Source organism: Polaromonas sp. (genome assembly GCF_012927455.1).
Classification (GTDB): Bacteria; Pseudomonadota; Gammaproteobacteria; order Burkholderiales; family Burkholderiaceae_C; genus Polaromonas.
The window spans coordinates 147,772-170,880 of record NZ_JABBPE010000005.1; the positions used below are offsets into that span (position 1 = coordinate 147,772).

The following is a 23,109-nucleotide window of genomic DNA, read 5'->3' on the forward strand; positions in this document are numbered from 1 at the left end:
CTGCGCATTCCCAGTGCTGCCCTCAACAAAAACGCCCCCATGTCTGACCAAAAAATCGATTACCGCAGCACCCTGAACTTGCCCGACACCCCCTTTCCGATGCGCGGCGACCTGCCCAAGCGCGAGGCCGGCTGGGTCAAGGATTGGGAAGACCAGGGTATTTATAAAAAGCTGCGTGACGCGCGCAGTGGCGCGGCCAAGTTTGTGCTGCACGACGGCCCGCCGTATGCCAACGGCCAGATCCACATCGGCCACGCCGTCAACAAGGTGCTCAAAGACATGGTCGTGAAGGCACGCCAGCTCAGGGGGCTTGACGCGATATATGTGCCGGGCTGGGACTGCCACGGCTTGCCGATCGAAAACGCCATCGAAAAGTTACACGGACGTAACCTGCCGCGTGATGAGGTTCAGGCCAAAAGCCGCGCCTTTGCCACCGAGCAGATCGCCGGCCAGATGGCCGACTTCAAACGGCTGGGCGTGCTGGGCGAATGGGACAACCCCTACCGCACCATGGATTTCGCAAATGAAGCCGATGAAATCCGCGCGCTCAAACGCATCATGGAACGCGGTTTTGTTTACCGCGGCCTGAAGCCGGTGTACTGGTGTTTTGACTGCGGCTCGTCGCTGGCCGAGTTTGAAATTGAATACGCCGACAAGAAGTCGCAAACGCTCGACGTCGGCTTCAAGTGTGCAGAGCCGGACAAGCTGGCCGCCGTCTTTGGCTTGACGAGCCTGGCCAAAGACGCGTTTGCCGTGATCTGGACCACCACCGCGTGGACCATTCCGGCCAACCAGGCGCTCAACCTCAACCCCGAACTTGACTACGCGCTGGTCGATACCGAACGCGGCATCTTGCTGCTGGCAAGCGTTCTGGTCGAAAAATGCCTTGAGCGCTACCAGCTGACCGGCTCGGTGCTGGCCACCACGCAGGGCAAAAACCTGGCGCTGCTCAATTTCATGCACCCGTTTTACGACGTCAAAGATGACGAGGGCAATTACGGCTACCGACGCCTAAGCCCCGTCTTTCTCGCCGACTACGCCACCGCCGACGACGGCACCGGCATCGTCCATTCTTCGCCTGCCTACGGCGTGGAAGACTTTAACTCCTGCGTCGCCAACGGCATTGCCCTGGATGACATCCTGAACCCGGTGCAGGGCAATGGCCGCTATGTCGATGAGCTGCCGCTGTTTGGCGGGCTCAACATCTGGAAGGCCGCGCCGCTGGTGATTGAAAAGCTGCGCGAACACGGCCGGCTGTTTGCCACCGAGAACATCGTGCACAGCTACCCACACTGCTGGCGCCACAAGACGCCGGTGATCTACCGCGCAGCGGCGCAATGGTTCATCCGCATGGACGAGGAAACGCCAGGCACCCAAGGCGTCTTCAGCAAGGACAAGGCCAGCAAAACCTTGCGCCAGCTGGCGCTTGCCGCCATCGAGGAAACCCGCTTTTATCCGGAAAACGGCAAGACGCGCCTGCAGGGCATGATTGCCGGCCGGCCCGACTGGTGCATCAGCCGCCAGCGCAACTGGGGCGTGCCGCTGCCCTTTTTCATCCATACCGCGACCGGCGAACTGCACCCGCGCACCATGGACATCATCGATCAGGCAGCCGGCATGGTGCAGGCCGGCGGCATCGAGGCCTGGAGCAAGGCGAGGGCCGAATCCCTGATTGGCGCGGATGCCCCTGACTACATCAAGAGTACCGATATTCTCGACGTTTGGTTTGACTCGGGCACCACGCACGACCATGTGCTGCGCCACAGCCACGCCGCGCAATCGACCTGGCCGGCCGATTTATACCTTGAAGGCCACGACCAGCACCGCGGCTGGTTCCACTCTTCCCTGCTGACAGCCTGCGCGATGTACGACCACGCACCGTACAAGGGCCTGCTGACGCACGGCTTCACGGTGGACGGCAAGGGCCGCAAGATGAGCAAGAGCGAAGGCAATGTGGTGGCGCCGCAAGAGGTCTCGGGTAAGCTGGGCGCAGAAATCATCCGCCTGTGGTGCGCCTCCACCGATTATTCGGGCGACCTGAGCATTGACGACAAGATCCTGGCGCGCGTGGTCGATGCCTACCGCCGCATCCGCAACACGCTGCGCTTCTTGATGGCCAACGTGAGCGATTTCGACCCAACCCAAGATGCCGTGCCGTTGGAAGACCTGCTGGAGATAGACCGCTACGCGCTGTCCAGAGCAGCGCAGTTGCAGGCCGACATTCTGGCGCATTACGAGGTTTATGAATTTCACCCGGTGGTCTCCAAGTTGCAGATTTATTGCAGCGAAGACCTGGGCTCGTTCTACCTTGACATTTTGAAGGACCGGCTTTACACCAGCGCGCCCAAGTCGCTGGCACGGCGCAGCGCACAAACCGCGCTGCACCAGATCACGCACGCCATGCTGCGCTGGATGGCGCCGTTTTTAAGCTTTACCGCCGAAGAGGCATGGAAAATCTTCGGCCAGTCCGAGTCGATCTTTCTGGAAACCTACGCCGAACTCCCGGCGCCGGATGCCATCCTGCTGGCGAAGTGGTCACGCATCCGCGAGATTCGCGACGCCGTCAACAAGGACATCGAAGCCTTGCGCGCCGACGGCAAGGTGGGCTCGTCACTGCAGGCCAACGTGACGCTGACCGTACCAGAGCCAGACTACGCCCTGCTCGCCAGTCTGGGCGACGACCTGAAGTTTGTCTTCATCACATCCGCTATTGATTTGATAGCTGGCAGTGCCCTTCAATCAAGCGCGAGCGCCAGTTCAGACCTTAAATGCGAGCGCTGCTGGCACTACCGCGAGGACGTCGGCATCGACCTTGCGCATCCGACCATCTGCGGGCGCTGCAGCAGCAACCTGCATGGCGCCGGTGAAGTCAGGAGGTTTGCGTAATGAGCAAGACTACTTTCGTCAAATCGTCGGGCGCCATGTTGCCCTGGCTGGGCTTGGCGCTGCTGCTGCTGATTGCCGACCAGTTCACCAAAGTGCTGATCCTGGGCTACTACCGCCTGGGCGATGCCACCTATGTCACCAGCTTCTTCAGTATCGTGCGCGTCCACAATACCGGCGCGGCGTTTTCCTTTCTGGCATCGGCTTCGGGCTGGCAGCGCTGGTTTTTCACGGGCATTGGCATCGTGGCAGCGCTCTTCATCATCTGGATGCTCAAGTCGCATGCCGGGCAAAAGCTGTTCTCGTTTGCCATGGCCTGTATTCTGGGCGGCGCCGTCGGCAACGTGGTTGACCGGACGCTGCACGGCTATGTCGTGGACTTTCTGGACTTTCACTATGGCAACTGGCATTTCCCGGCCTTCAACATAGCCGACAGCGCCATCACCGTAGGCGCAGTCTGTCTGATCCTTGACGAATTGCTGCGGGTGCGCAGGGCAAAGTAAACAGGTTTCCCAAGGTTCTGCCCCCCAGCAGGGACGCTGCGCCTGCATATAGTCAATCGGACACCTATGAAGCATTTGCTGGATTTATTGGCCGCCATTGCGCTGCTGGTCTGGGGCACCCACCTGGTACGCACCGGCATCTTGCGCGTATTCGGGGCCAATCTTCGCCAAATGCTGGCGCGCAGCATAGGCAACCGCTACGCCGCCGCTGTCGCTGGCTTAGGCGTCACCGCGCTGGTGCAGTCCAGCACCGCCACCGCCCTGATTGTTTCCTCGTTTGCCGGGCAAGGCCTGGTTACCCTGCCGCTGGCGCTGGCCGTCATGCTGGGCGCAGACATCGGCACCAGCGTGATGGCCGTGGTGTTCTCGTTTGACCTGTCGTGGCTCTCGCCGCTGTTCATCTTCGTCGGCGTGGTGCTGTTTCTTTCGCAGAAAGACTCCAATACCGGCCGCTGTGGCCGCGTGCTGATTGGCCTGGGTTTGATGCTGCTGGCGTTGCGGCTGGTGACCGTCGCTACCAGCGTGCTGACGCAGGCCCCCGCCGTTCAGGCGCTGCTGGGTTCCCTGAGCAGCGACCTGCTGCTCGAGATCACCGTCGGAGCCTGCCTGGCGGTGCTGTCTTATTCCAGCCTGGCGCTGGTGCTGCTGACGGCCACGCTGGCCGCCTCTGGCGTCGTTCCTATCGATGTGGCGCTGGGTCTGGTGCTGGGCGCCAACCTGGGCAGCGGCCTGCTGGCGGTGCTGACCACGCTGCGCTCCACCGTGGCGGCGCGCCAGGTGCCGCTAGGCAACTTCTTCTTCAAGCTGCTCGGCGTCGCCATGGCCGCACCGTTTATAGGCCTGTGGCTGCGCCATGCGCGGCCTTATCTAGGCGAGCCGGCCGCCGTGGTGGTGCTGTTTCATTTCACCTTCAATGTGCTGGTGGGTCTGGTGTTTATCGGCTGGACGCAGGTGATTGCGCGCTGGGTTGAAAAACTGCTGCCCAAGCCCAACCGCTCCGGCGGCAACGGCCGGCAAAACCACCTGGACCCGTCGGCATTGGCGACGCCGTCGCTGGCCATTTCATGCGCCGCGCGTGAGGCGCTGCACCAGGCCGATGTGGTGGAAACCATGCTGCGTGGCCTGCTGCTCGTCATTCAGAAAGACGATATCAAGCTGGCTGAAGCGCTGCGCGAGATGGACGGCACGGTGGATGAGCTGTATTCGTCCATCAAGTACTACCTGACCAAAATCTCGCGCGAAGCGCTGGCCGAGGAAGAAAGCCGGCGCTGGACCGACATCATCAGCTTCACCATCAACATGGAGCAGGTCGGCGACATCATCGAGCGCGTGCTGATTGACATTGAAGACAAGAAAATCAAGCCGCGCCGGCATTTTTCCGAAGCCGGCATGGCTGAGATCACCGAGTTGCACAACCGGCTGGGCGACAACCTGCGCCTGGGCATGAGCGTGTTTTTAAACGGGAGCGTGCGCGACGCACAAAAATTGCTGGAAGAAAAAGCGCGCTTTCGCGATCTGGAGCACGCCTACGCCGCCGCGCACCTGGGCCGGCTTTACGCCAACACGCTGCAAAGCCAGGAAACCAGCGCGCTGCATATTGACCTGATCAGTGACCTGAAGCGCATCAACTCGCACATCTGTTCGATTGCCTACCCGATTCTGGATTCAGCCGGCGCGCTGGCACCGAACCGGCTGCGCCCCCTGGCGCTGGCCGAAGAGCCCTGAGCCCGCAGACGGTCCTGGCAGCGCCCATCAAAGGCTGCGGATGCCTGCCAAGTGCTATATTTTTTATAGCACTTTGCGCCCGTATTCATTGGGCTAGAAGGCTATTTAATGCCTTTTTACTGAACTCAGGCGATTTTCAGCAAGCCATCCAGAGCCATGCGCGCCAGTGATGACGCCAGCAACGCTTACAGCGTCAATATGGTGCAGCCGGTGGTCTTGCGGGCTTCCAGCGCGCGGTGGGCCTCGGCCACATCTGCCAGGGCAAAGCGCTGGTCGATGCGAATGACGACCTTGCCGCTGGTCACCATCTCAAACAGCTCGTCGGCCATCTGCTGCGTACTTTCGCGCGTGGTGATGTGGCTGAACAGGGTCTGGCGCGTCACGTAGAGTGAGCCTTTGGGTCCGAGGATGCCGGGAGAAAACGGCGCGACCGGCCCGGAAGCGTTGCCAAAACTCGCCATCAGACCGAAGGGGCGCAGGCAGTCGAGCGACCGGTCAAAGGTGTCCTTGCCAACCGAGTCATAAACCACCTTGACGCCTTGGCCACCGGTAATTTCCTTGACGCGGGCGACAAAGTCTTCTTTGGCGTAGTTGATGGCAAAGGCCGCGCCATGCGCCTTGGCCAAGGCGCATTTTTCGTCAGACCCTGCCGTGCCGATCAGCTGCAGGCCCATGGCTTTAGCCCACTGGCAGGCAATCAGGCCAACGCCGCCGGCAGCCGCGTGAAACAGCACGAAGTCGCCCGCTTTCAGGCCGCCCTGCGGCTGCGTGCGGCGCAGCAGGTATTGCGCGGTCAGGCCCTTGAGCATCATGGCCGCGCCGGTTTCAAACGAGATCGCATCGGGCAGCTGGCAGACGCACTTGGCGGGCATCACGCGCAACTCGCAGTAGCTGCCCGGCGGCTGACTGGCGTAAGCGGCGCGATCACCCACCTTGAGGTGCGTCACGCCCTCGCCCACGGCCTCGACAATGCCCGCCGCTTCCATGCCGAGCTGCAGCGGCATGGGCAGCTGATACAGGCCGCTGCGCTGGTAGACATCAATGAAGTTCAGGCCCACGGCCTTGTGGCGGATGCGAATCTCGCCGGGGCCGGGATCGCCCACGCTGACATCAACAAGCTTGAGTTCTTCGGGGCCGCCGTGCTGGTCAATGCGGACGGCTTTGGATGTGGTCGGACTCATGTCTTATCTCCTTGGGTATTTTTTCAAGTTTGGACTCAGGCGGCATCCTGCCACAGATAGCGTTGCCCGGCTCACAACATGACGCTGACGGGCGTGACTGATACCGATGCAAGCCAGCAAAAAAGCGGCTCGCAAGGTTTTTATAAGGGTAAACCTTGATTCCCAAATCGTTCCGTTGAAAGGTACAGTGTTCCTATTGGCGAGACAGTACTAATTTCTGTATTTGCATTTCATTCATCCATGGAGATTTCTGATGATCAAGCTAGCTGTTAAAAAACACCTGCTGGGCGCATGCGTCTTGGCGCTGGCGGCTGCAGCGTCGCCAGCCAGCGCCCAGCCGTTCCCAAACAAACCGGTCAAACTGATCGTGCCCTATCCGGCAGGCGCGCCGGTCGATAACTTTGCCCGGGGTTTGGGCGAGGCGCTCACCGGCCTGTGGGGGCAACCGGTGATCGTTGACAACCGGCCCGGCGCCAATGAAATCATCGCCGCCTCCTTTGTGGCGAAAGCCCCGGCCGATGGCTATACGCTCTTGGTAGGTTCCGACGCGGCGTTCACGCATAACGCGTTTCTTTATTCCAAGATGCCCTACGACGCAGACAAGGATCTGGCCCCAATCACGCGCGCTGTTCACTTCAACATGGTGCTGATCAGCAGGGGGGATCTAAAAACCCCAACGCTCAAGGACTTTGTGGCCCTGATGAAAAAAGAAGGCGGCAAACACAGCTACGGATCGGCCGGCAGCGGCGGCACCACGCACCAGGCCATTGAGAGCCTGAAACAGGAAGCCGGATTTAACATGGTCCATGTGCCCTACAAGGGCATTGCCCCGGCGATACAGGACATGCTGGGCGGCAACATCGACGCCATGGTGGCCGGGGCCTCTGCTGCCATCCCTCATCTGCCCAGTGGCAAGGTCAAGATACTGGCAATCGCCGGGTCCAAGCGTGCCAAGGCCCTGCCCGATGTCCCCACCTTTGCCGAATCCGGCTACCCCAACGTGATGGCCAACCTCTATCTGGCACTCGCCGGCCCGGCCGGAACGCCGCCCGCCATCGCCAACAAAATTACGGCTGACGTACAGAAGGTGTTGAAAAGCAAGGACTTTCTGGATCGCTTCGTCGATCCCTACGGCTATGAGCCCATAGGCGACACGCCACAACAGTTTGAAGCCTTCCTAAAAAAGGACAAAGACGTGTCCGGCAAGCGCATCAGGGCATTGGGGATCAAACTTGATTAGCAGCAGCTTCCGGCAGGCCGTGCGTGCCCGCAACCGGCTGGCGGGCACCTTTGTCAAGACTGCAAGCCATCAAACGGTCGAGGTGCTGGGGACCAGCGGGCTGGACTTCATTGTCATTGACGCTGAACACGCACCCTTTAGCCAAAATGCTCTGGACATCTGCCTGCTCGCGGCCAGAGCCACGCAGTTGCCCGCGCTAGTAAGGATTGCCGACAGCCAGCCGGCCACGATCTTGCAGGCACTGGACATGGGCGCTACCGGATTGCTGGTGCCCCACGCCAAGACGGTTGCCGGCATCCAGGCAGTGCTGGCATGCACTCGCTACCGCGGTGGCAGCAGGGGATTTTCCAATTCATCGCGGGCCGGACAGTACGGCCTGACGCCTATGCTGCCGCTGGTGGACGCCGCCGACCGGGACGTAGCGGTGGTGTTCCAGATCGAAGACCGTGAGGCAGTTGAAGCGATCGAAACCCTGGCCGCCCTGAAGGAAGTCGATGGTTTCCTGATCGGACGCGCCGACCTGGCCGTGTCCTATGGCGTTTTTGACCCGGCGCATCCCGAGGTCTACGCGGCGACGGTTCGGATCTGCCAAGCCTGTGTCGCACTAAAAAGGCCAGTTGGCATGTTCTTGGCGAACCTGAGTGAATTGGACGAATGGATACAAAGGGGCGTCAGCTTTTTTGTCATTGGATCGGACCAGGCGTACCTGCGTGCGGGCGCTAGCGCAACGGCCAGCCAAGTCCGGTCTGCCTGATGAACAAAAACTTTTTTCAATACAGAGAGGAATGGTTATGACCCAGATGTTTGACTGGAACAAGCTACCCCGCGAATTTGTGCGCGAAGGCATTGAACGCTGCGGATTTCGCGGCGAAGACGTGATCATGGTGATGAACTTCGTGCAGCCCCGGATCCAGCTCCGTCCGCATCAGCACGACTTTGAGCAGATCGCCATCTGCGTTCAGGGACGCATGAACTACCACGTCGGCGATCAGGTGTTCGAAATGACGCCTGGCTGCATGGTACGCGTACCGCCGCACACCATGCACTATGTCGAGCCCCTGGGCGACGAGGTGGCGCTCAACCTGGACGTGTTCGCTCCCATCCGCGATGACTACAAGCACCTGGTGGAGTACCAGGCTGCCGAGTTTGCCGACAAAACCTGAGGAGAACCGACTATGACAACAGCAACAGCAACAGCAAGCGCTATCAATCCTGCCGCGTGGCGCGCCACCGATCCCGGTCTGCCGGACCGCCTGCTTGAAGGCGCCATTGACCTGCACTGCCACAGTGGTCCCTCGGTCATGCCGCGTTATTTTGACCACTACGATGCCATGCACGAAGCCTCTTCGGTCGGCATGCGGGCCCTGCTCATCAAGGACCACTACTACTCGGCCACGCCCGTGACCGAAGTGCTCAACAAGCACTTTTCCCACTTGAAAGTGACATTGCTGTCTGGCATACCGTTGAACAACACCACAGGCGGACTCAACCTGTATGCGGTGGAGCACGGTATCAAGTTGGGAGCCAAACTGGTCTGGATGCCAACTTTTTCAGCCAAGAACCACCTCGATCACCACAAGCAGGACGAGCATTTCAAAGACAAATTTCCGCAGACCAAGAAGGTCATGATCGAACCGACGCCGCTGACCGTCACGGACGGGGCCGGCAAGCTGCTGCCCGAGGTTCTGCCTATCCTGGACCTGATTGCGGAAAGCGATATTGTTCTGTCCTCCGGACATTTGCACATCAGCGAAATCTGGCCGCTGTTTGAAGAGGCCAGACGGCGCGGGGTCAAGCGCCTGCTGTGCAACCACCCGACCTATGTGGTGGATGCTTCGCTTGACGATATCCGCCAGATGGTGGGCATGGGCGCCTATATGGAACACTCAATGTGCATGTTCGTTCCCGGCTCCAAGTTCAAGTTCTACGACCCGCCCGAGTTGCAGGCCATGATCACAGCCGGCACGGTAGATCGCACGATCCTCGGCTCTGACCTCGGGCAGATCGGTAACCCGCGACTCGTCGACGGCTTCAGGAACGTCATTGAAACCTGTCTTGATCTGGGCTACAGCGAAGCAGATGTGCGCAAAATGGTGTCTACCAATGCGGCTGATCTGATCGGCCTGAAGTAACTGCAATGATGCGAAAGGGCACTGCCGTGACCGTGGAAAAGGAGAACGCGAATTCGCTCGATTCCGTAGCAGTGATAGCCCAATTGCTCGATGAACTGGCTGCCGCGCCGGCACCCGTGGGAGTTAGTGAAATAGCCCGTGCCTTAAACCAGTCCAAAGCACGGATTCACCGCAATCTGGTCTCGCTCAAGCATTTTGGCCTGATCGACCAGGATGAAGCGACCGACAAATACCGCCTGGGCTGGAAGCTGTTCCAACTGGGCGAACGGGCCGGCGTGCAATCGAACATTCGCGCCATGGCCGCCCCTTATCTCAAGCTCCTGTGTGAAACCACCGGGCAGAGCTCGCTGCTGTCCATTCCACTCAATGGTGAGGCGCTGGTCATTGCTGCAGTGGACAATGACAGCAACGTCAGCATCACCGTCAAGCCCGGCAACCGCCCGCTGCCCCACTGCTCGGCCCAGGGCCGCATCGCCCTGGCCTATGCAACGGACACACAAAGGGAACGGCTGCTGAGTGGGCCTCTGGCAGCCCACACACCGCATTCGCTGCTGGACATCCAGGCCATTAGGCTGCGCCTGCAACGCATCCGCGAGCAACTGATGGAAGACGCGCCCAACGAGGCCCTGACGGGCATCAACGTGTTTGCCGCGCCCATCCTGCGAAGCGCCAAAGACCTGATAGGAATTGTCGCCATCGTCGGCTCCATCCAGAACATTCCGCCCTCACCGGGCGGCACCATGGCTGACATAGTGAGGGGCTGTGCAGCAGCGCTTTCAAAACAGTTTGGATGCGATGCCTATGCAGAGCGCGGCATCGCCATCCCGCCTGAAATACGCCGCCTGATGCCCGGCGGAAAATAGAGAGTTCATGGGGGAGATACCCGATTGAAACGGACACCGGCCATTGAGTTCGGAGCAAGTCCCCGGATACTCCCCGCCATTGGCTTGCGTCGTCCGAAATCCGCAAGGCGGACAGCCCAGGCGCAGCGCTAGGCCTGCTCATCCAAAGCAAAGTGCTGCCTGAAGGCCAAGCAAAACTCAGCAGTCCCGCTGATGCAAACGGTGACGGAGTGGCGCGGCTTGCCGGCTGGACCCAGGTCAACTGAAAACTGGCGCGTGACTTCGTCGTACCGTATCGTCTGCGGCGCCGTGAATTCTTGCATGCCCTGCAAGTCATAGTCCCAGTCCCCGCCTTCTTCGATGGGACCGCGCCGATCCGGAAAGGTCGCGTAGGCCCAGTCCAGCACCTGGGCCACCTCGGCCTGCACGGCGGCCACCTGCTCCGGCCAGGTGGAAGCCATTGCCTCCAGCGTGCCCACACCTTCGGTGTCCTCGCCGTAGTCAAAATGCAGATAGTTCAGCGTCATGAAAGCCGGTTCCGCTCAATACGTCCCCGGATACGCACCGCCATCTGCCAGCACGTTCTGGCCCGTCATGTAGCCGGCCTGCACGCTGCACAAAAAAGCGCAGATGGCACCGAACTCTTCGGACGTGCCAAAGCGCTGGGCTGGAATAGTCTTGCGGCGCGCTTCCGCCAAGGCCTCGACCGACTGACCGGTCTTTTGCGAGCTTGTCTGCAGCATGGTCTTGATGCGGTCGGTGTCAAATACGCCGGGCAGCAGATTGTTGAGGGTAACGCCCTGCGCCGCCAGTTTGCTGCGCGCCACGCCAGCGACAAAACCGGTCAGGCCGCTGCGCGCACCGTTGGACAGGCCCAGGACCTCGATGGGCGCCTTGACCGAGCTCGACGTGATATTGACGATACGGCCAAAACCGCGTGCTGCCATGCCATCGACCGTGGCCTTGATCAGCTCGATCGGCGTCAGCATGTTGGCGTCGACGGCCTTGATCCAGGCGTCGCGGTCCCAGTCGCGGAAATCGCCCGGCGGCGGTCCGCCGGCGTTGGTGACGACTATGTCAAAGTCCTTGCGCACGGCAAAGACGGCGGAACGGCCTTCCACCGTGGTGATGTCTGCTGCAACAAACTGGACGCTGGCGCTTGCTGGGCGGGCGCTATCAGCTATTAATTTGCTAGCAGCGGCTTGCAGGCCAGCGGCGCCGCGCGCGACGATCAGCACATGCACACCCTCGCGCACCAGCGCCTGCGCGCAGCCAAAGCCCAAACCCTTGCTGGCGCCGCAGACCAGCGCCCATTTGCCTTCAATACCAAAGTTCATAGCAACTCCTTCGTTCAGTGATAACAGTCAAAACCAGCATGCTCGGTGGGCGCTTGCGTTTGCCTAACGGCCCGATCGGGTCACCACAAAAATTCCGGCAATCACCAGCACTGTGCCGGCAGCGACCCAGGCGGTGAAAGGTTCGCCCAAAATAACCACGCCCATCAAGATGGTGGAGAGCGGGCCGACCATGCCGGTCTGCGCCGCCAGGCCGGCACCAATGCGCTCTATCGCCATCATCACCATCAGCACCGGAACGGCGGTACACAGCGTCGCGTTCAGCAGCGACAGCCAGATCACCTCGGGCGCAACGACGGCGGCGCTCAGCGGCCTGAGAAGCACGAACTGCAGCAGGCAAAGCAGGCAGGCGACCGTGCTGGCCAGCCCGACCAGCCGCAGCGAACCCAGACGCCTGACCATTTCGCCGCTGTAGACCAGGTAAATCGCATAGCTGACCGCACTCAAAAAGACCAGCAACGTACCCCAGGCGGTCGAAGTCGCCGCTTCGCCATGGCCTTGTTGCGTGATCTCGTGGCCAAACACCAGCACCACGCCGCAGTAGCTGATCGCCATGCCTATCATCTGCCGCGCCTTGACGCGCCGCTGATACAGCAGCAGCCCCAGCAGCAAGACCAGGGTGGGATTAAGGTACAAAATCAGCCGCTCCAGCGAGGCGCTGATGTAGGCCAGCCCGGCGAAGTCCAGAAAGCTGGCCAGGTAGTAGCCGGTAAAGCCCAGCCAGAGCACGCCCAGCCATTCCTTGCGCGTCAGCGGCGCTTTGCCTCTGCTGGCCCACCAGGCCATGACGGCAAAAATCGGCAGCGCAAACAGCATGCGGTACATGATCAGCGTGACGGCATCGACGCCGTGGCGGTAGGCCAGCTTGACGATGATCGCCTTGCCACTGAAAGCGATGGCGCCGAAGGTTGCCAGCAAAAGCCCGGGTGCTATGCTTTTAGTAGCTACATGCGCCCGTTCTGCCTGGGCTGCAAGCAGTTTTTGCTCCGAACTTGGGTTCAAGATAGCGGCTTAAAAACCGACGGCCTGGCCGTCGCGTCGCGCGTCGCTGGCGGCCACATAGCCCTCAACCTGGGGGTCGCCGGCGCGCCAGATGAACTGGCCAGCGCCAAAGTCCTGGTAGGAGTCGTTGATGACGTCGACGCGATGGCCGCGCGCTGCCAGGCCTTGCGCTGTCTGCGGCGTCATCGCTGATTCGACGTTGATCTCCAGGCCGGCATTGAAACGCCAGCGCGGCGCATCGCAGGCGGCTTGCGGGTTCTGGCCGTAGTCGAGCATGCGCACCAGCGTCTGCATATGGCCTTGCGGCTGCATGTTGCCGCCCATCACGCCGTAGCTCATCACGGGCTGGCCGTCTTTGCTGAGGAAGGCCGGGATGATGGTGTGAAACGGGCGTTTGCCCGGCGCCACCTGGTTGGCGCCCGGCTTGAGGCTGAAGCCGTGGCCGCGGTTTTGCAGGCTGATGCCAAATTCGGGCTCGACGCAACCCGAGCCAAAGCCCATATAGTTGCTCTGGATAAAGCTGACCATCATGCCGTTTTCATCGGCCGCCGTGAGGTAAATCGTGCCGCCCTTGACCGGGTTTCCGGCGCCAAAGTCCTGCGCCTTTTTCATGTCTATGAGTTTGGCGCGCGCGGCGAGGTAACTGCTATCGAGCATCTGCGCTGGCGTCACTTCCATGGCCGAAGGCTCGCCGACGTAGTGATAGGTATCGGCAAACGCGAGCTTCATGGCTTCAATCTGCAGGTGTTGCGAATCCACACCATCGACCGGCAGGCCAGCGAGGTCGAACTGATCCAGAATGCCCAGCGCAATCAGCGCCGCAATGCCCTGCCCGTTGGGGGGAATCTCGTGCAGCGTGTAGCCACGGTAGTTCTGTGCGATCGGCCTGACCCATTCGGCCTGATAGTTGGCGAAGTCCCTGGCCGTGATGCTGCCGCCGTTTTGCGCGGAGAATTTCTCAATCGCCTGGGCGATGGCGCCGCCGTAATACGCGCCGCCTTTGCTTTCGGCGATGGCGCGCAGCGCTTTGGCTGCGGCCTTGAACTGAAACAACTCGCCCACCTTCGGCGCCCGGCCCCAGGGCAAAAAGGACGCTGCAAAACCGGGCTGCGATTGCAGTTCGGCCGTAGCCGCCGCCCACTTCTGTTGCACCACGGTGGGCACCAAGTAGCCGCGCTCGGCAATTTCAATGGCCGGCTCCATCAGGTCGGCAAATGGCAACTTGCCAAAGCGCTCGCTCAAAGCAACCCAGCTGGCCACGGCGCCGGGCACGGTGACGGCGTCCATGCCACGTTTGGGCGGCGTAGCGGCATCGGCGCCGTATTTGCGCTTGAAATACTCGGGCGTCCAGCTCTGCGGCGCACCGCCAGAGGCGTTGAGCCCATGCAATTCCTTGCCGTCCCACAAAATGCAGAAGGCATCGCTGCCCAGGCCATTGCTGACGGGCTCGACGATGGTCATCGCAGCGGCGGCGGCGATGGCCGCATCCACCGCGTTGCCGCCCTTGAGCATCATGCGCAGGCCTGCCTGCGCGCCCAGTGGGTGCGAGGTCGACACCACATTGCGGGCAAACAGCGGCAGACGGGTGGAGGTGTAGGGATTGCTGAAGTTGAAGTTCATACAGAATTATCCGGCGTTTAAACAATTTTCGGTGCACTCCCCGGTCAGACGCTTGCACCAGGAAGGATAGGATGGAAATGAAAAAGGCACCAGAAGGTGCCCTTTTCAACAAGGGCTTCAGCCCCACGCATTCATCGTCAGTCTTCGACGAAAGCCTCTTCGCGCTTGGACTTGACTGCGGGCAGCAACACGACCACCAGCATCAGCGCACCGGCCGCGAGCAGCCCGGCCGACAAGGGACGCGTGACAAAGACACTCCAGTCACCACGCGACAGCAGCAGCGCGCGGCGCAGGTTTTCTTCCATCATGGGGCCCAGAATAAAGCCCAGCAGCAAGGGCGCGGGCTCCGCGCCGAGCTTGACAAAGAGGTAGCCGATCACGCCGAACAGACCCACCATCCAGACGTCCCAGGTGTTGTTGTTGGTCGAGTAAACCCCGATCGCGCAGAACAGCACAATCGCCGGAAAAAGGTATCGATAGGGCACGGTCAGCAGCTTGATCCACATGCCGATCAGCGGCAGGTTCAAAATGATCAGCATCGCATTGCCGATCCACATCGAAGCAATCAGACCCCAGAACAGCTCGGGGTTGCTGGTCATGACCTGCGGGCCGGGCTGGATGTTGTGAATGGTCATGGCGCCCACCATCAAGGCCATTACGGCGTTGGGTGGAATGCCCAGGGTCAGCAACGGAATGAAGGAGGTCTGCGCGCCAGCATTGTTGGCAGACTCGGGTGCCGCCACGCCGCGAATGTTGCCTTGGCCGAAAGGTACTTCACCCGGCTTCATCTTCATTTTCTTTTCCAGCGCGTAGGCCGCAAAGGCGGACAACAAGGCACCACCACCGGGCAGAATACCCAGAGCAGAGCCCAGGAAGGTACCGCGCAGCATCGCCGGTATCATGTCCTTGAAGTCTTGTTTGGTCGGAAACAGGCCCGACACTTTGGCCGTGAACACTTCACGCTCGTGCTCGGGCTGCGCCAGGTTGCTTATGATCTCGCCGTAGCCGAACACGCCCATTGCGATCACGACAAAGCCTATGCCGTCGGTCAGTTCGGGAACGTCAAAGCTGAAGCGCGCCACACCCGAATTCACGTCGGTGCCAACCAGACCGAGCAGCAGGCCCAACACGATCATGGCGATGGCTTTAAGCAGCGAACCGGAAGCCAGCACCACCGCACCTATCAGGCCAAGCACCATCAGCGCAAAATATTCAGCAGGACCAAACTTGAAGGCCAGTTCGGTCAATGGGGGCGCAAACGCCGCCAAAATTAGCGTACCTACACAACCTGCAAAGAACGAGCCCAAACCGGCAGCAGCCAGCGCAGGCCCCGCTCGCCCCTTTCGCGCCATCTGGTAGCCGTCAATGCAGGTAACCACCGAGGAAGACTCGCCGGGCAGGTTCACCAAAATGGCGGTGGTGGACCCACCGTACTGCGCGCCGTAATAAATACCGGCCAGCATGATCAGCGCAGACACCGGCGGCAGCGCGTAGGTGGCGGGCAGCAGCATGGCAATGGTGGCCACCGGACCAATGCCGGGCAATACACCAATCAGCGTGCCCAGCAGGCAACCAATAAAGGCGTACAGCAGGTTGATAGGTGTGAACGCCACACCAAAACCCAGCGACAGATGTTCAATCAATTCCATTTTTTTATCTCCTTAGCCGGTGATGAAGGCGGGCCACACCGGAAACTGCAGCTTGAGCAGAACGACAAAAGCCAGGTAGCTGCCGGCGGCCAATATCGTCGCAAGAATGAAGGTGTTTTTGACCTTCCAGCCTGGCTCCGCCACGCTGGCAATAAAGGTCAAGGCGTAAATGGCAACAATCATGCCGAAGGCTGGCAGTTTGATGACAGGCAGGCCGGCCAGAAGGACGCCAAAAATCAGGTTGGCGAGGATGATGAAGATCAGCGGCTTCCAGGCCCACTTGCCGATCTTGTCGCCGCCCTCCACTTCGATGACCAGCGCTTTAAAAGTGATGGCTATTCCCAAAATGGTCATCAAGATGCCCAGCATCAGCGGAAAATAGCCCGGGCCCATGCGCGCTCCCTCACCGACGTTGTAAGTCGTTGCACCCCAAGCGAACGCCACCCCGATTCCCATGAACATGAGACCGGAAAAGAAGTCTTTCTGACTTTTGATTTGCACGGTTCGTCTCTCCTATATTAAAGAATGAATCGGCTGATTGTGCATTTAATACCCGGTGCAGGGCATGTGGCTTTCACCTACGCAGCCCGTTGCAGGCAGCAATGTGTCAGCTCGTGCGGGAATACCCCAAGGCCGGGCCGCCTCAGGACAAAGAGGGCGTGGCTGCCAGTATTTCTTCAACCGTGGTCAGACCTTCGGCCACCTTCAAAGCACCGCCCAGCCGCAGCGGGCGCATGCCGTCGGTAACCGCCTGCCGGCGCAGGGAGTCAATGTTAGGTTCTTTCGAAACCCTTTCCTTGAAGCCCTCGGTCACCGTGAGCAACTCGTACAAGCCCATGCGTCCGCGAAAGCCGGTCATGCGGCAATCGACACAACCGACCGCTTTGTAGGGCCGGTAACCGCCACTGATTTGCCAAGGCTTGACCAGTTCGGCGAGGGCTTCGCGTGAAGCGCTCGCATCGGGCACACGGCAATGGCTGCACAGCGTGCGCACCAACCGCTGCGCCAGCACGCCCAGCAAGGTGGCGTTGATCAAGTAAGGCGGTACACCGAGCTCCATCAGGCGCGACACGGCCGAGGGCGCGTCGTTGGTGTGCAGCGTGCTGAACACCAGGTGGCCCGTCAGCGCTGCCTGCACCGCCATGTCGGCGGTTTGCAAATCACGGATTTCGCCCACCATGATGATGTCCGGGTCCTGCCGCATCAAGGCGCGCAGGCCTTCGGGAAAACCAAAATCCAGATGCGGCTGCACCTGCGTCTGGTTGAAGGCTGGCTCTATCATCTCGATCGGGTCTTCAATCGTGTTGACGTTGACCTCTTCGGTGGCCAGCCGCTTCAGCGTGGAATACAGCGTGGTGGTCTTGCCTGAACCGGTCGGGCCGGTCACCAGCACAATGCCATAGGGGCGCCTGACCAATTGCTCCCAGCGCCCGGCATCGTGCTGCGAAAAGCCCAGCGCATCAAGGTCCTTGACGGTGGTGTCCGGGTCAAAAATCCGCATCACCATTTTTTCGCCAAAGGCGGTGGGCAGCGTCGACAAGCGCATTTCCACTTCGTCACCGCGCGGGTTGCGGGTCTTGATGCGGCCGTCTTGCGGCCGGCGTTTTTCGACCACGTCCATGCGCCCCAACAGCTTGATGCGCGCCGTCATGGCGCCCAGCACGCCCATCGGCATCTGGTAGACCGGGTGCAGCACGCCGTCGATGCGAAAGCGGATCACGCCCTGCTCGCGCCGCGGCTCCAGGTGGATGTCGCTGGCGCGCTGGTCGAAAGCGTATTGCCAGAGCCAGTCGACTACCTGCACCACACCCTGGTCATTGGCGTCAAGCTGCTTGTTGCTCTTGTTCAGTTCAACCAGCTGCTCAAAGCTGGCCGTGCCCGATGCACCGCCCGCCTTCAGCGCCGCCCGGACCGATTTGGCCAGCGCAAAAAACTCGACGGTGTACTTGGCGATGTCCACCGGGTTGGCCACCACCAGGCGCACGCTGCGTCTGGACTGGCGCTCTACCTCCTGCACCCAATCGGTGACAAACGGCTCGGACGTGGCAATCACCACCTCCAGCGGCGTCACCTGCACCGGCAACACCTTGTGGCGCTCTGCGTAGACGGCCGACATGGTGTCGGCCACCTTGCCCACATCTACCTTGAGCGGGTCAATCCGCAGGTAGTTCAGGCCCGCGCGGCCGGCCAGCCACTGGGCAATGGTTTCGATATCCAGTGGCTTGCCATCGGCCACACGCGTCATGCTGACACTGGCCAAGCGAATCAGCGCATGCTGGGCGCTTTGCACCTGCGCGCAACGGGCAATGGTGCGCTGCGCCTCGGCGCGGCTGATGACGCCGTCTTCACTGAGCCATTCGACCAAGGTGCGCCAGTCGAGCGGGCCAGCGTGGGCTTGGCTGGTTTGAGAGGCCCGTGGGGAGGTGGGAGGCAGCACTGCAGTCATGGAAGGCACTTTACCGCAACCATTGCTGCCACAGCCTTGCTACATCCCTAAGTACGTCACGCCACGGGCTTGAAAAGCCGCAACCATTTTTTAGCCGGCAAGTCCCAGCGCGATTCAATAATGCCCGCCTGTTCCAGCAGGTCGGCTCGCTCGGGTCGCGTCGGCTCGCGTTGGGCCATCACCACGGTATTGCCTTCACGCGTAGGGCGAAAAGCCCACACGGATTCAGGGCCGAACGCCTCGGCTAGTTTAGTCAGTGACTGGACATAGCTGGAATCGCGGCCAAACAGGTTGACCGTCATCACGCCGTCTTCGGTCAGCAGGCCGCGGCAATGCGCATAAAAATCAGCGCTGTCGAGCACCGGCGCGGCCGCTTCATGGTCGTACAGGTCAACATGCAACAGGTCCACCGTGCCCTGGTGCGCCGGCTTTTGAATTTCTGCGGCAGCGTCGGCCTCAATGACATGCAGGCGCAGGTCATCGCGCGGCAACTTGAACCAGAGCCGGCAGGCCGTGACCACCTGCGGGTTGATCTCGACCGCAGTGGTTTTCATGCGCAGCTTTTTGTAGCAGAACTTGGTCAGCGCCGCTGAGCCCAGGCCCAGCTGCATGGCATGCTTTTTGGCCACCGTGGTCGCATCGGTGAACAGCAGCCCGACCATCATGCGCTGCACATACTCAAGCTCGAGGTCATAGGGTGCATCGCGCAGCATGGAGCCCTGCACCCACTCGGTGCCCAGGTGCAGAAAGCGCACATCGCCGTAGTCCGAAAAATTGACTTCCGGCAGTTCCAGCGCGGCTTTCGCGGTATCTTTTCTCGACATTAAATCAATCCGTGTTTCTCAAAAACCTCGCGCCAGGCAGCGAGTTTGCGCTCAAAACTCCACGACGCGTTTGCAGGACTGGTGGACGGCAGCTGGTAGACCGACAAACCGATCAGCAGAGTGTGGCGAGAATGCTTGAAGCTCTCGGCGCCATTGTGCGCAATCGCCTGCAACTCGGGGCAAAGCCGCCTGATCGCTGCAAAGTCGTTTACCTGCGGGTTGCGGATTCGGCTGTCCAGGCTGCCTTCGCGCTCGCATGCGGCGTACACGTCCCACAGGCCCAAGCCCCTGGCAAGCAACCATTCGCTACGAATTTTATAGCTATCTGCGCCCGTCCCTATTGGGCTGGAAGGCCAAATGACCTGCAAAATGCGCCAGAAATGGTTCTGCGGGTGACCGTAGTACTGCTGTGCCGCCAGCGACGCCACGCCGGGGAAACTGCCCAGAATCAGCAGGCGCGTGCGGCTGCCCACCAGCGGCGGCAAGCCGGTCAGCACGGCAGCAATGCCTTGAGCTTTGGAAAAGCCTGCAGCGCGTTGGCGCTGGTGGCGGCTGCCAACGCCTCGGGTGAAATGCCGCGCAGCTGCGCCAGCACGCCGGCGATGCGCGGCAACTCACCGGGCTCGTTGCGGCCCTGCGCCTGCCCGTCGGCGCGTTGCCGCGCGGTTTGGTAAAGCCAGTGCGGCGCAATATCCGGCGAGTCGGTTTCCATCACCAGCTTGTCCAGCGGCAGCCCACTTGCGAGGCGTCTGATCTGCAAGGCAGAATCAAACGTGACGCTGCCGCCAAAGCCGAGCTTGAAACCCAGCTTGATGAATTCCATCGCCTGCTGCTCGCTGCCATTGAAGGCATGTCCAGTGCCGCGCCAACCGCCTTCGGGCAACAGTTCGCGCAAGTGTTTAAGCAGCTTGTCGGCCGAGCGCCGCACATGCAGGATCACCGGCAGGCCGTGCTTGCGCGCCAGCTTGAGTTGCTCGCGGTAGAAATACTCCTGGCGCTCACGCAGGGGACTTTGCAGCAGCGCCGGCACAAAATAATCCAGCCCGATCTCGCCGACCGCCACCAGCCGCGGGTCGGACTTTCTGAGGGCCAGTTCGGCATCGAGTGCCTGCAGATCGGCGTCTTGCGCCTCGGCCACGCACAGCGGATGGATGCCCAGCGCATAGCTGTCGGAAAACTGATGCGCCAGCAAGCGCACCGCGTCAAAATTGGCCACCGCCACAGCCGGCAAGACGCAATGCATTACCTGATTGGCGCTGGCGCGGGCGCGAACCTCCGCCACGTCGCCGGAAAATTCCCTGGCATCGAGGTGGCAATGCGTGTCAATCCAGAAGCTCATGTCAACAGGTTAACAGGCGAGCAAAAGCCATTGACACATAAATGAAACAGGGACACGCTATGCTTTTTTGGCGGGAAATGCCCTGCCTACCGGCCCATTTTCTGATGTTCTTGCCTGATCTCCCGAGCCTTCGCCCCCCTCAACCAAGGAAAACCAAAATGAAATTATCTCGCCTGATCATTGGCGCCAGTCTCCTTGCTTCGAGCCTGGCCAGCCCGCTGTGGGCGCAGGAGCAAAAGCTGCGGCTGATCACTTGGGCAGACTATGTGCCAGCCGATGTGGTGGCGCAGTTCAAGAAGGAAACCGGGATTGACGTGGAGCTCACGCTGTCGAACAACGAGGAAATGATCTCCAAGTTGCGTGCCACCGGCGGCGCCGGTTTTGATCTGGCGCAGCCTTCGCAGGACCGCATCACCGGCCCGCAGCAGGAGTTCGGCATTTACAAGCCGATGGACCTCAGCAAGATCAAGACCGAGCTGTTCATTCCCGCCATGCTCGACGCCACCAAAAAGAACACCACGCTGGCCGGCAAGGTCTATGGCCTGCCGCACATCTGGGGCACCGATGGCCTGGTCGTCAACACCCAGCTGGCGAAGATGGGCGACTACCCCGATTTGTGCAAGGCCGACGTCAAAGGCAAGACCGCTGTTCGCCTGAAACGCCCGACCCTGCTGGCCTTTGCGTTTGCCTCCGGCAAGGATCCGTTCGCGCTTTATAACGATCCCAAGGCCTATAGCGCCCTGATGGACGAGGTCGGCAAAACCATGATGGCTTGCAAGGGCAACATCAGGTTTTACTGGGACAACAAGGACCAGCTGCTCAACGGCATGCGGGCAGGCGAAGTGGTGGGCGCCATGATGTGGGACACCGGCGGTTGGAAACTCAATGCAGAAAAGCCCGAGATTCAGTTCATCGCCCCCAAATCGGGCGCGCTTGGCTGGATTGACACCTTTGCGCTGCCCGCCAAGGGCCGCAATGACGCCGCCGCCTACGCCTGGATCAACTTCAATATGCGCCCCGACATCGCGGCCAAGGTGGCGGGTTCGGCCGGTAACTTCACCGCCGCCAAAGGCGCCGACCAGTTGATGGACGCCAAGCTGAAAGCCCAGTTCGCCACCAGCTTTCCGGATGCGGCGCTGAAAAACGTCAAGTGGTATCCGGCCGTTCCCGCCGGCATTGAAGACATAGAAGGCCGCGTGCTCGACCGCATCAAGGCTGCGCAGTAAGCGCCGCTTGCCCGCGACATCCGTGCTGCCCGTAGATCTGCAAGCCGAGCATGTCGGTAAGCACTACGGCGGCCAGGCCGCCGTGAAAGACCTGTCTTTCACAGTCGAACGCGGCAGTTTTTTTTCTATACTCGGCCCCTCGGGCTGCGGCAAAACCACCTTGCTGCGCATGATTGCCGGCTTTTTGGTGCCCGATACCGGCCAGATCCACATCGGCGGCAAGCCCATGAACGGTGTGCCGCCGAACAAGCGGCCGGTCAACATGGTGTTTCAGCACCTGGCGCTGTTTCCCATGATGTCGGTCGGCGAAAACGTCGGTTACGGCTTGGCGCGGCGCGGTTTGCCGCGTGCCGAGATTGCAAAAAAGGTTGGTGCCATGCTGGAGCGTGTGAGCCTGCCCGGCATGCAAGACAAGCGCGTTGACCAGCTGTCGGGCGGACAAAGGCAGCGCGTCGCGATTGCACGCAGCCTGGTGCTGGAGCCTACGCTGCTGCTGCTCGATGAACCGCTGGGGGCGCTGGACCTGAAGCTGCGCGAGCACATGAAGCTGGAGCTCAAGCAGCTGCAGGCGGCCTTTGGCACAACCTTTGTCTATATCACGCACGACCAGTCTGAGGCATTGGTTTTGTCTGACCGCGTCGCGGTGATGAACGCCGGCCGCTTTGAGCAGGTGGGCACGCCGCAGCAGCTTTACTACGAACCGCAAACGCCATTTGTCGCGGGATTTGTGGGCGCCAGCAACCGGCTTTCGGGCCGGGCGACATCATCATCAACAACGGGCGCTGCCGCTGGTGGTCTGGTGGCTTTCACCACAGCCCAGGGGCTGGCCATGCGCGCCCGCGCCATCGGGCCAATTGAGTCGGGCCAGGCGGTGGAAGCGTTTATTCGGCCCGAAGCCGTCAACCTGGCGCGTCAAGCGGCTGAACTGCCAGCGCAGCATCCCACACAGGCGGGCGAAGTGCAAAGCCTGCTGTTTGACGGCGCCAACTCAGCCGTTTTGCTGCGCGAGACGGCAAGCCGCATGGAATTTCGCATCGCGCTGCCGCAAACCGGCCGATTTTCCGATTTGCGCATCGGCGAGGCCGTCGCCTTCAGTTTTGATCCGCAGCAGGCGGTCTGCTTTGCGTCGGCAAGCAGCTAAC

21 protein-coding genes are annotated in these 23,109 nt (G+C 60.8%); 10 read left to right on the forward strand and 11 right to left on the reverse strand.

The features are described 5' to 3' along the window. The first annotated feature begins 39 nt into the window (after positions 1 to 39). From ileS to HHJ18_RS06655, 3 genes are all read left to right on the forward strand, one after another. On the forward strand, positions 40 to 2,886 hold the full coding sequence (gene ileS / locus HHJ18_RS06645) for an isoleucine--tRNA ligase (protein ID WP_296912989.1): 2,847 nt from the start codon (positions 40 to 42) through the stop codon (positions 2,884 to 2,886). Then, positions 2,886 to 3,386: a signal peptidase II gene (gene lspA, locus HHJ18_RS06650; protein ID WP_296912992.1), complete on the forward strand. Its 501-nt coding sequence runs from the start codon at positions 2,886 to 2,888 to the stop codon at positions 3,384 to 3,386. The genes ileS and lspA overlap by 1 nt, the downstream gene beginning before the upstream one ends. A 66-nt stretch (positions 3,387 to 3,452) precedes the next feature. Beyond that, a complete protein-coding gene (locus tag HHJ18_RS06655) occupies positions 3,453 to 5,111 on the forward strand; it encodes a Na/Pi cotransporter family protein (RefSeq protein WP_296912995.1) in 1,659 nt (552 codons plus the stop codon). Between the two features lie 185 nt (positions 5,112 to 5,296). Here the strand turns inward: HHJ18_RS06655 and HHJ18_RS06660 are convergent, their stop codons facing one another. Then, positions 5,297 to 6,292, reverse strand: a complete 996-nt coding sequence (locus HHJ18_RS06660) for a quinone oxidoreductase (protein ID WP_296912998.1) — start codon at positions 6,290 to 6,292, stop codon at positions 5,297 to 5,299. A gap of 253 nt (positions 6,293 to 6,545) precedes the next feature. Between HHJ18_RS06660 and HHJ18_RS06665 the strand changes: the two genes are divergently transcribed. Genes HHJ18_RS06665 through HHJ18_RS06685 form a run of 5 tightly spaced genes read left to right on the forward strand, consistent with a single transcriptional unit; the run spans position 6,546 to position 10,527 of the window. Continuing rightward, positions 6,546 to 7,532 carry a tripartite tricarboxylate transporter substrate binding protein gene (locus HHJ18_RS06665; RefSeq protein WP_296913002.1) on the forward strand — a complete coding sequence of 329 codons (987 nt, stop codon included), beginning with the start codon at positions 6,546 to 6,548 and terminating at the stop codon, positions 7,530 to 7,532. Then, on the forward strand, positions 7,525 to 8,286 hold the full coding sequence (locus HHJ18_RS06670; protein WP_296913004.1) for an aldolase/citrate lyase family protein: 762 nt from the start codon (positions 7,525 to 7,527) through the stop codon (positions 8,284 to 8,286). Before HHJ18_RS06665 ends, HHJ18_RS06670 begins: the two co-directional genes overlap by 8 nt. A gap of 37 nt (positions 8,287 to 8,323) precedes the next feature. Beyond that, a complete protein-coding gene (locus HHJ18_RS06675) occupies positions 8,324 to 8,695 on the forward strand; it encodes a cupin domain-containing protein (protein ID WP_296913007.1) in 372 nt (123 codons plus the stop codon). Positions 8,696 to 8,707: 12 nt separating this feature from the next. After that, on the forward strand, positions 8,708 to 9,664 hold the full coding sequence (locus HHJ18_RS06680; protein WP_296913009.1) for a DUF6282 family protein: 957 nt from the start codon (positions 8,708 to 8,710) through the stop codon (positions 9,662 to 9,664). An 8-nt stretch (positions 9,665 to 9,672) separates the two neighbouring features. Then, positions 9,673 to 10,527: an IclR family transcriptional regulator gene (locus HHJ18_RS06685; RefSeq protein WP_296913012.1), complete on the forward strand. Its 855-nt coding sequence runs from the start codon at positions 9,673 to 9,675 to the stop codon at positions 10,525 to 10,527. A 128-nt stretch (positions 10,528 to 10,655) separates the two neighbouring features. Here the strand turns inward: HHJ18_RS06685 and HHJ18_RS06690 are convergent, their stop codons facing one another. From HHJ18_RS06690 to HHJ18_RS06735, 10 genes are all read right to left on the reverse strand, one after another. Beyond that, positions 10,656 to 11,033, reverse strand: a complete 378-nt coding sequence (locus HHJ18_RS06690) for a hypothetical protein (RefSeq protein WP_296913013.1) — start codon at positions 11,031 to 11,033, stop codon at positions 10,656 to 10,658. Between the two features lie 15 nt (positions 11,034 to 11,048). Then, a complete protein-coding gene (locus tag HHJ18_RS06695; RefSeq protein ID WP_296913016.1) occupies positions 11,049 to 11,843 on the reverse strand; it encodes an SDR family oxidoreductase in 795 nt (264 codons plus the stop codon). A 63-nt stretch (positions 11,844 to 11,906) separates the two neighbouring features. Then, positions 11,907 to 12,839, reverse strand: a complete 933-nt coding sequence (locus HHJ18_RS06700) for a DMT family transporter (protein WP_296913504.1) — start codon at positions 12,837 to 12,839, stop codon at positions 11,907 to 11,909. Positions 12,840 to 12,872: 33 nt separating this feature from the next. Further along, positions 12,873 to 14,483, reverse strand: coding sequence for a gamma-glutamyltransferase family protein (locus HHJ18_RS06705; protein ID WP_296913018.1), 1,611 nt, complete (start codon positions 14,481 to 14,483; stop codon positions 12,873 to 12,875). A gap of 137 nt (positions 14,484 to 14,620) precedes the next feature. Continuing rightward, on the reverse strand, positions 14,621 to 16,132 hold the full coding sequence (locus HHJ18_RS06710) for a tripartite tricarboxylate transporter permease (protein WP_296913021.1): 1,512 nt from the start codon (positions 16,130 to 16,132) through the stop codon (positions 14,621 to 14,623). Between the two features lie 12 nt (positions 16,133 to 16,144). After that, on the reverse strand, positions 16,145 to 16,633 hold the full coding sequence (locus HHJ18_RS06715) for a tripartite tricarboxylate transporter TctB family protein (protein ID WP_296913024.1): 489 nt from the start codon (positions 16,631 to 16,633) through the stop codon (positions 16,145 to 16,147). A 142-nt stretch (positions 16,634 to 16,775) separates the two neighbouring features. Continuing rightward, positions 16,776 to 18,578, reverse strand: coding sequence for a type II/IV secretion system protein (locus tag HHJ18_RS06720; RefSeq protein ID WP_296913027.1), 1,803 nt, complete (start codon positions 18,576 to 18,578; stop codon positions 16,776 to 16,778). 56 nt (positions 18,579 to 18,634) lie between these two features. Further along, positions 18,635 to 19,402: a spermidine synthase gene (locus HHJ18_RS06725; RefSeq protein ID WP_296913030.1), complete on the reverse strand. Its 768-nt coding sequence runs from the start codon at positions 19,400 to 19,402 to the stop codon at positions 18,635 to 18,637. Then, positions 19,402 to 19,899 carry a DNA-deoxyinosine glycosylase gene (locus HHJ18_RS06730; protein ID WP_296913033.1) on the reverse strand — a complete coding sequence of 166 codons (498 nt, stop codon included), beginning with the start codon at positions 19,897 to 19,899 and terminating at the stop codon, positions 19,402 to 19,404. The genes HHJ18_RS06725 and HHJ18_RS06730 overlap by 1 nt, the downstream gene beginning before the upstream one ends. Beyond that, the gene (locus tag HHJ18_RS06735; RefSeq protein ID WP_296913036.1) at positions 19,893 to 20,741 is read right to left on the reverse strand and encodes a TatD family hydrolase; all 849 of its coding nucleotides are present in this window, start codon (positions 20,739 to 20,741) and stop codon (positions 19,893 to 19,895) included. The genes HHJ18_RS06730 and HHJ18_RS06735 overlap by 7 nt, the downstream gene beginning before the upstream one ends. Positions 20,742 to 20,899: 158 nt before the next feature. Between HHJ18_RS06735 and HHJ18_RS06740 the strand changes: the two genes are divergently transcribed. Both HHJ18_RS06740 and HHJ18_RS06745 read left to right on the forward strand, forming a co-directional pair. Then, positions 20,900 to 21,967: an extracellular solute-binding protein gene (locus HHJ18_RS06740; RefSeq protein ID WP_296913038.1), complete on the forward strand. Its 1,068-nt coding sequence runs from the start codon at positions 20,900 to 20,902 to the stop codon at positions 21,965 to 21,967. Between the two features lie 7 nt (positions 21,968 to 21,974). Further along, entirely contained in the window at positions 21,975 to 23,108 is a 1,134-nt protein-coding gene (locus tag HHJ18_RS06745) for an ABC transporter ATP-binding protein (RefSeq protein WP_366558810.1), read from the forward strand. The last annotated feature ends 1 nt before the right edge of the window (position 23,109 follow it).

Excerpts from the sequence above, each read along its gene's own strand:
- ileS (WP_296912989.1), top strand. The coding sequence starts at position 40 with ATGTCTGACCAAAAAATCGATTACCGCAGCACCCTGAACTTGCCCGAC.
- lspA (WP_296912992.1), top strand. The coding sequence starts at position 2,886 with ATGAGCAAGACTACTTTCGTCAAATCGTCGGGCGCCATGTTGCCCTGG.
- HHJ18_RS06655 (WP_296912995.1), top strand. The coding sequence starts at position 3,453 with ATGAAGCATTTGCTGGATTTATTGGCCGCCATTGCGCTGCTGGTCTGG.
- HHJ18_RS06660 (WP_296912998.1), bottom strand. The coding sequence starts at position 6,292 with ATGAGTCCGACCACATCCAAAGCCGTCCGCATTGACCAGCACGGCGGC.
- HHJ18_RS06665 (WP_296913002.1), top strand. The coding sequence starts at position 6,546 with ATGATCAAGCTAGCTGTTAAAAAACACCTGCTGGGCGCATGCGTCTTG.
- HHJ18_RS06675 (WP_296913007.1), top strand. The coding sequence starts at position 8,324 with ATGACCCAGATGTTTGACTGGAACAAGCTACCCCGCGAATTTGTGCGC.
- HHJ18_RS06680 (WP_296913009.1), top strand. The coding sequence starts at position 8,708 with ATGACAACAGCAACAGCAACAGCAAGCGCTATCAATCCTGCCGCGTGG.
- HHJ18_RS06685 (WP_296913012.1), top strand. The coding sequence starts at position 9,673 with ATGCGAAAGGGCACTGCCGTGACCGTGGAAAAGGAGAACGCGAATTCG.
- HHJ18_RS06690 (WP_296913013.1), bottom strand. The coding sequence starts at position 11,033 with ATGACGCTGAACTATCTGCATTTTGACTACGGCGAGGACACCGAAGGT.
- HHJ18_RS06695 (WP_296913016.1), bottom strand. The coding sequence starts at position 11,843 with ATGAACTTTGGTATTGAAGGCAAATGGGCGCTGGTCTGCGGCGCCAGC.
- HHJ18_RS06705 (WP_296913018.1), bottom strand. The coding sequence starts at position 14,483 with ATGAACTTCAACTTCAGCAATCCCTACACCTCCACCCGTCTGCCGCTG.
- HHJ18_RS06710 (WP_296913021.1), bottom strand. The coding sequence starts at position 16,132 with ATGGAATTGATTGAACATCTGTCGCTGGGTTTTGGTGTGGCGTTCACA.
- HHJ18_RS06720 (WP_296913027.1), bottom strand. The coding sequence starts at position 18,578 with ATGACTGCAGTGCTGCCTCCCACCTCCCCACGGGCCTCTCAAACCAGC.
- HHJ18_RS06725 (WP_296913030.1), bottom strand. The coding sequence starts at position 19,402 with ATGTCGAGAAAAGATACCGCGAAAGCCGCGCTGGAACTGCCGGAAGTC.
- HHJ18_RS06735 (WP_296913036.1), bottom strand. The coding sequence starts at position 20,741 with ATGAGCTTCTGGATTGACACGCATTGCCACCTCGATGCCAGGGAATTT.
- HHJ18_RS06740 (WP_296913038.1), top strand. The coding sequence starts at position 20,900 with ATGAAATTATCTCGCCTGATCATTGGCGCCAGTCTCCTTGCTTCGAGC.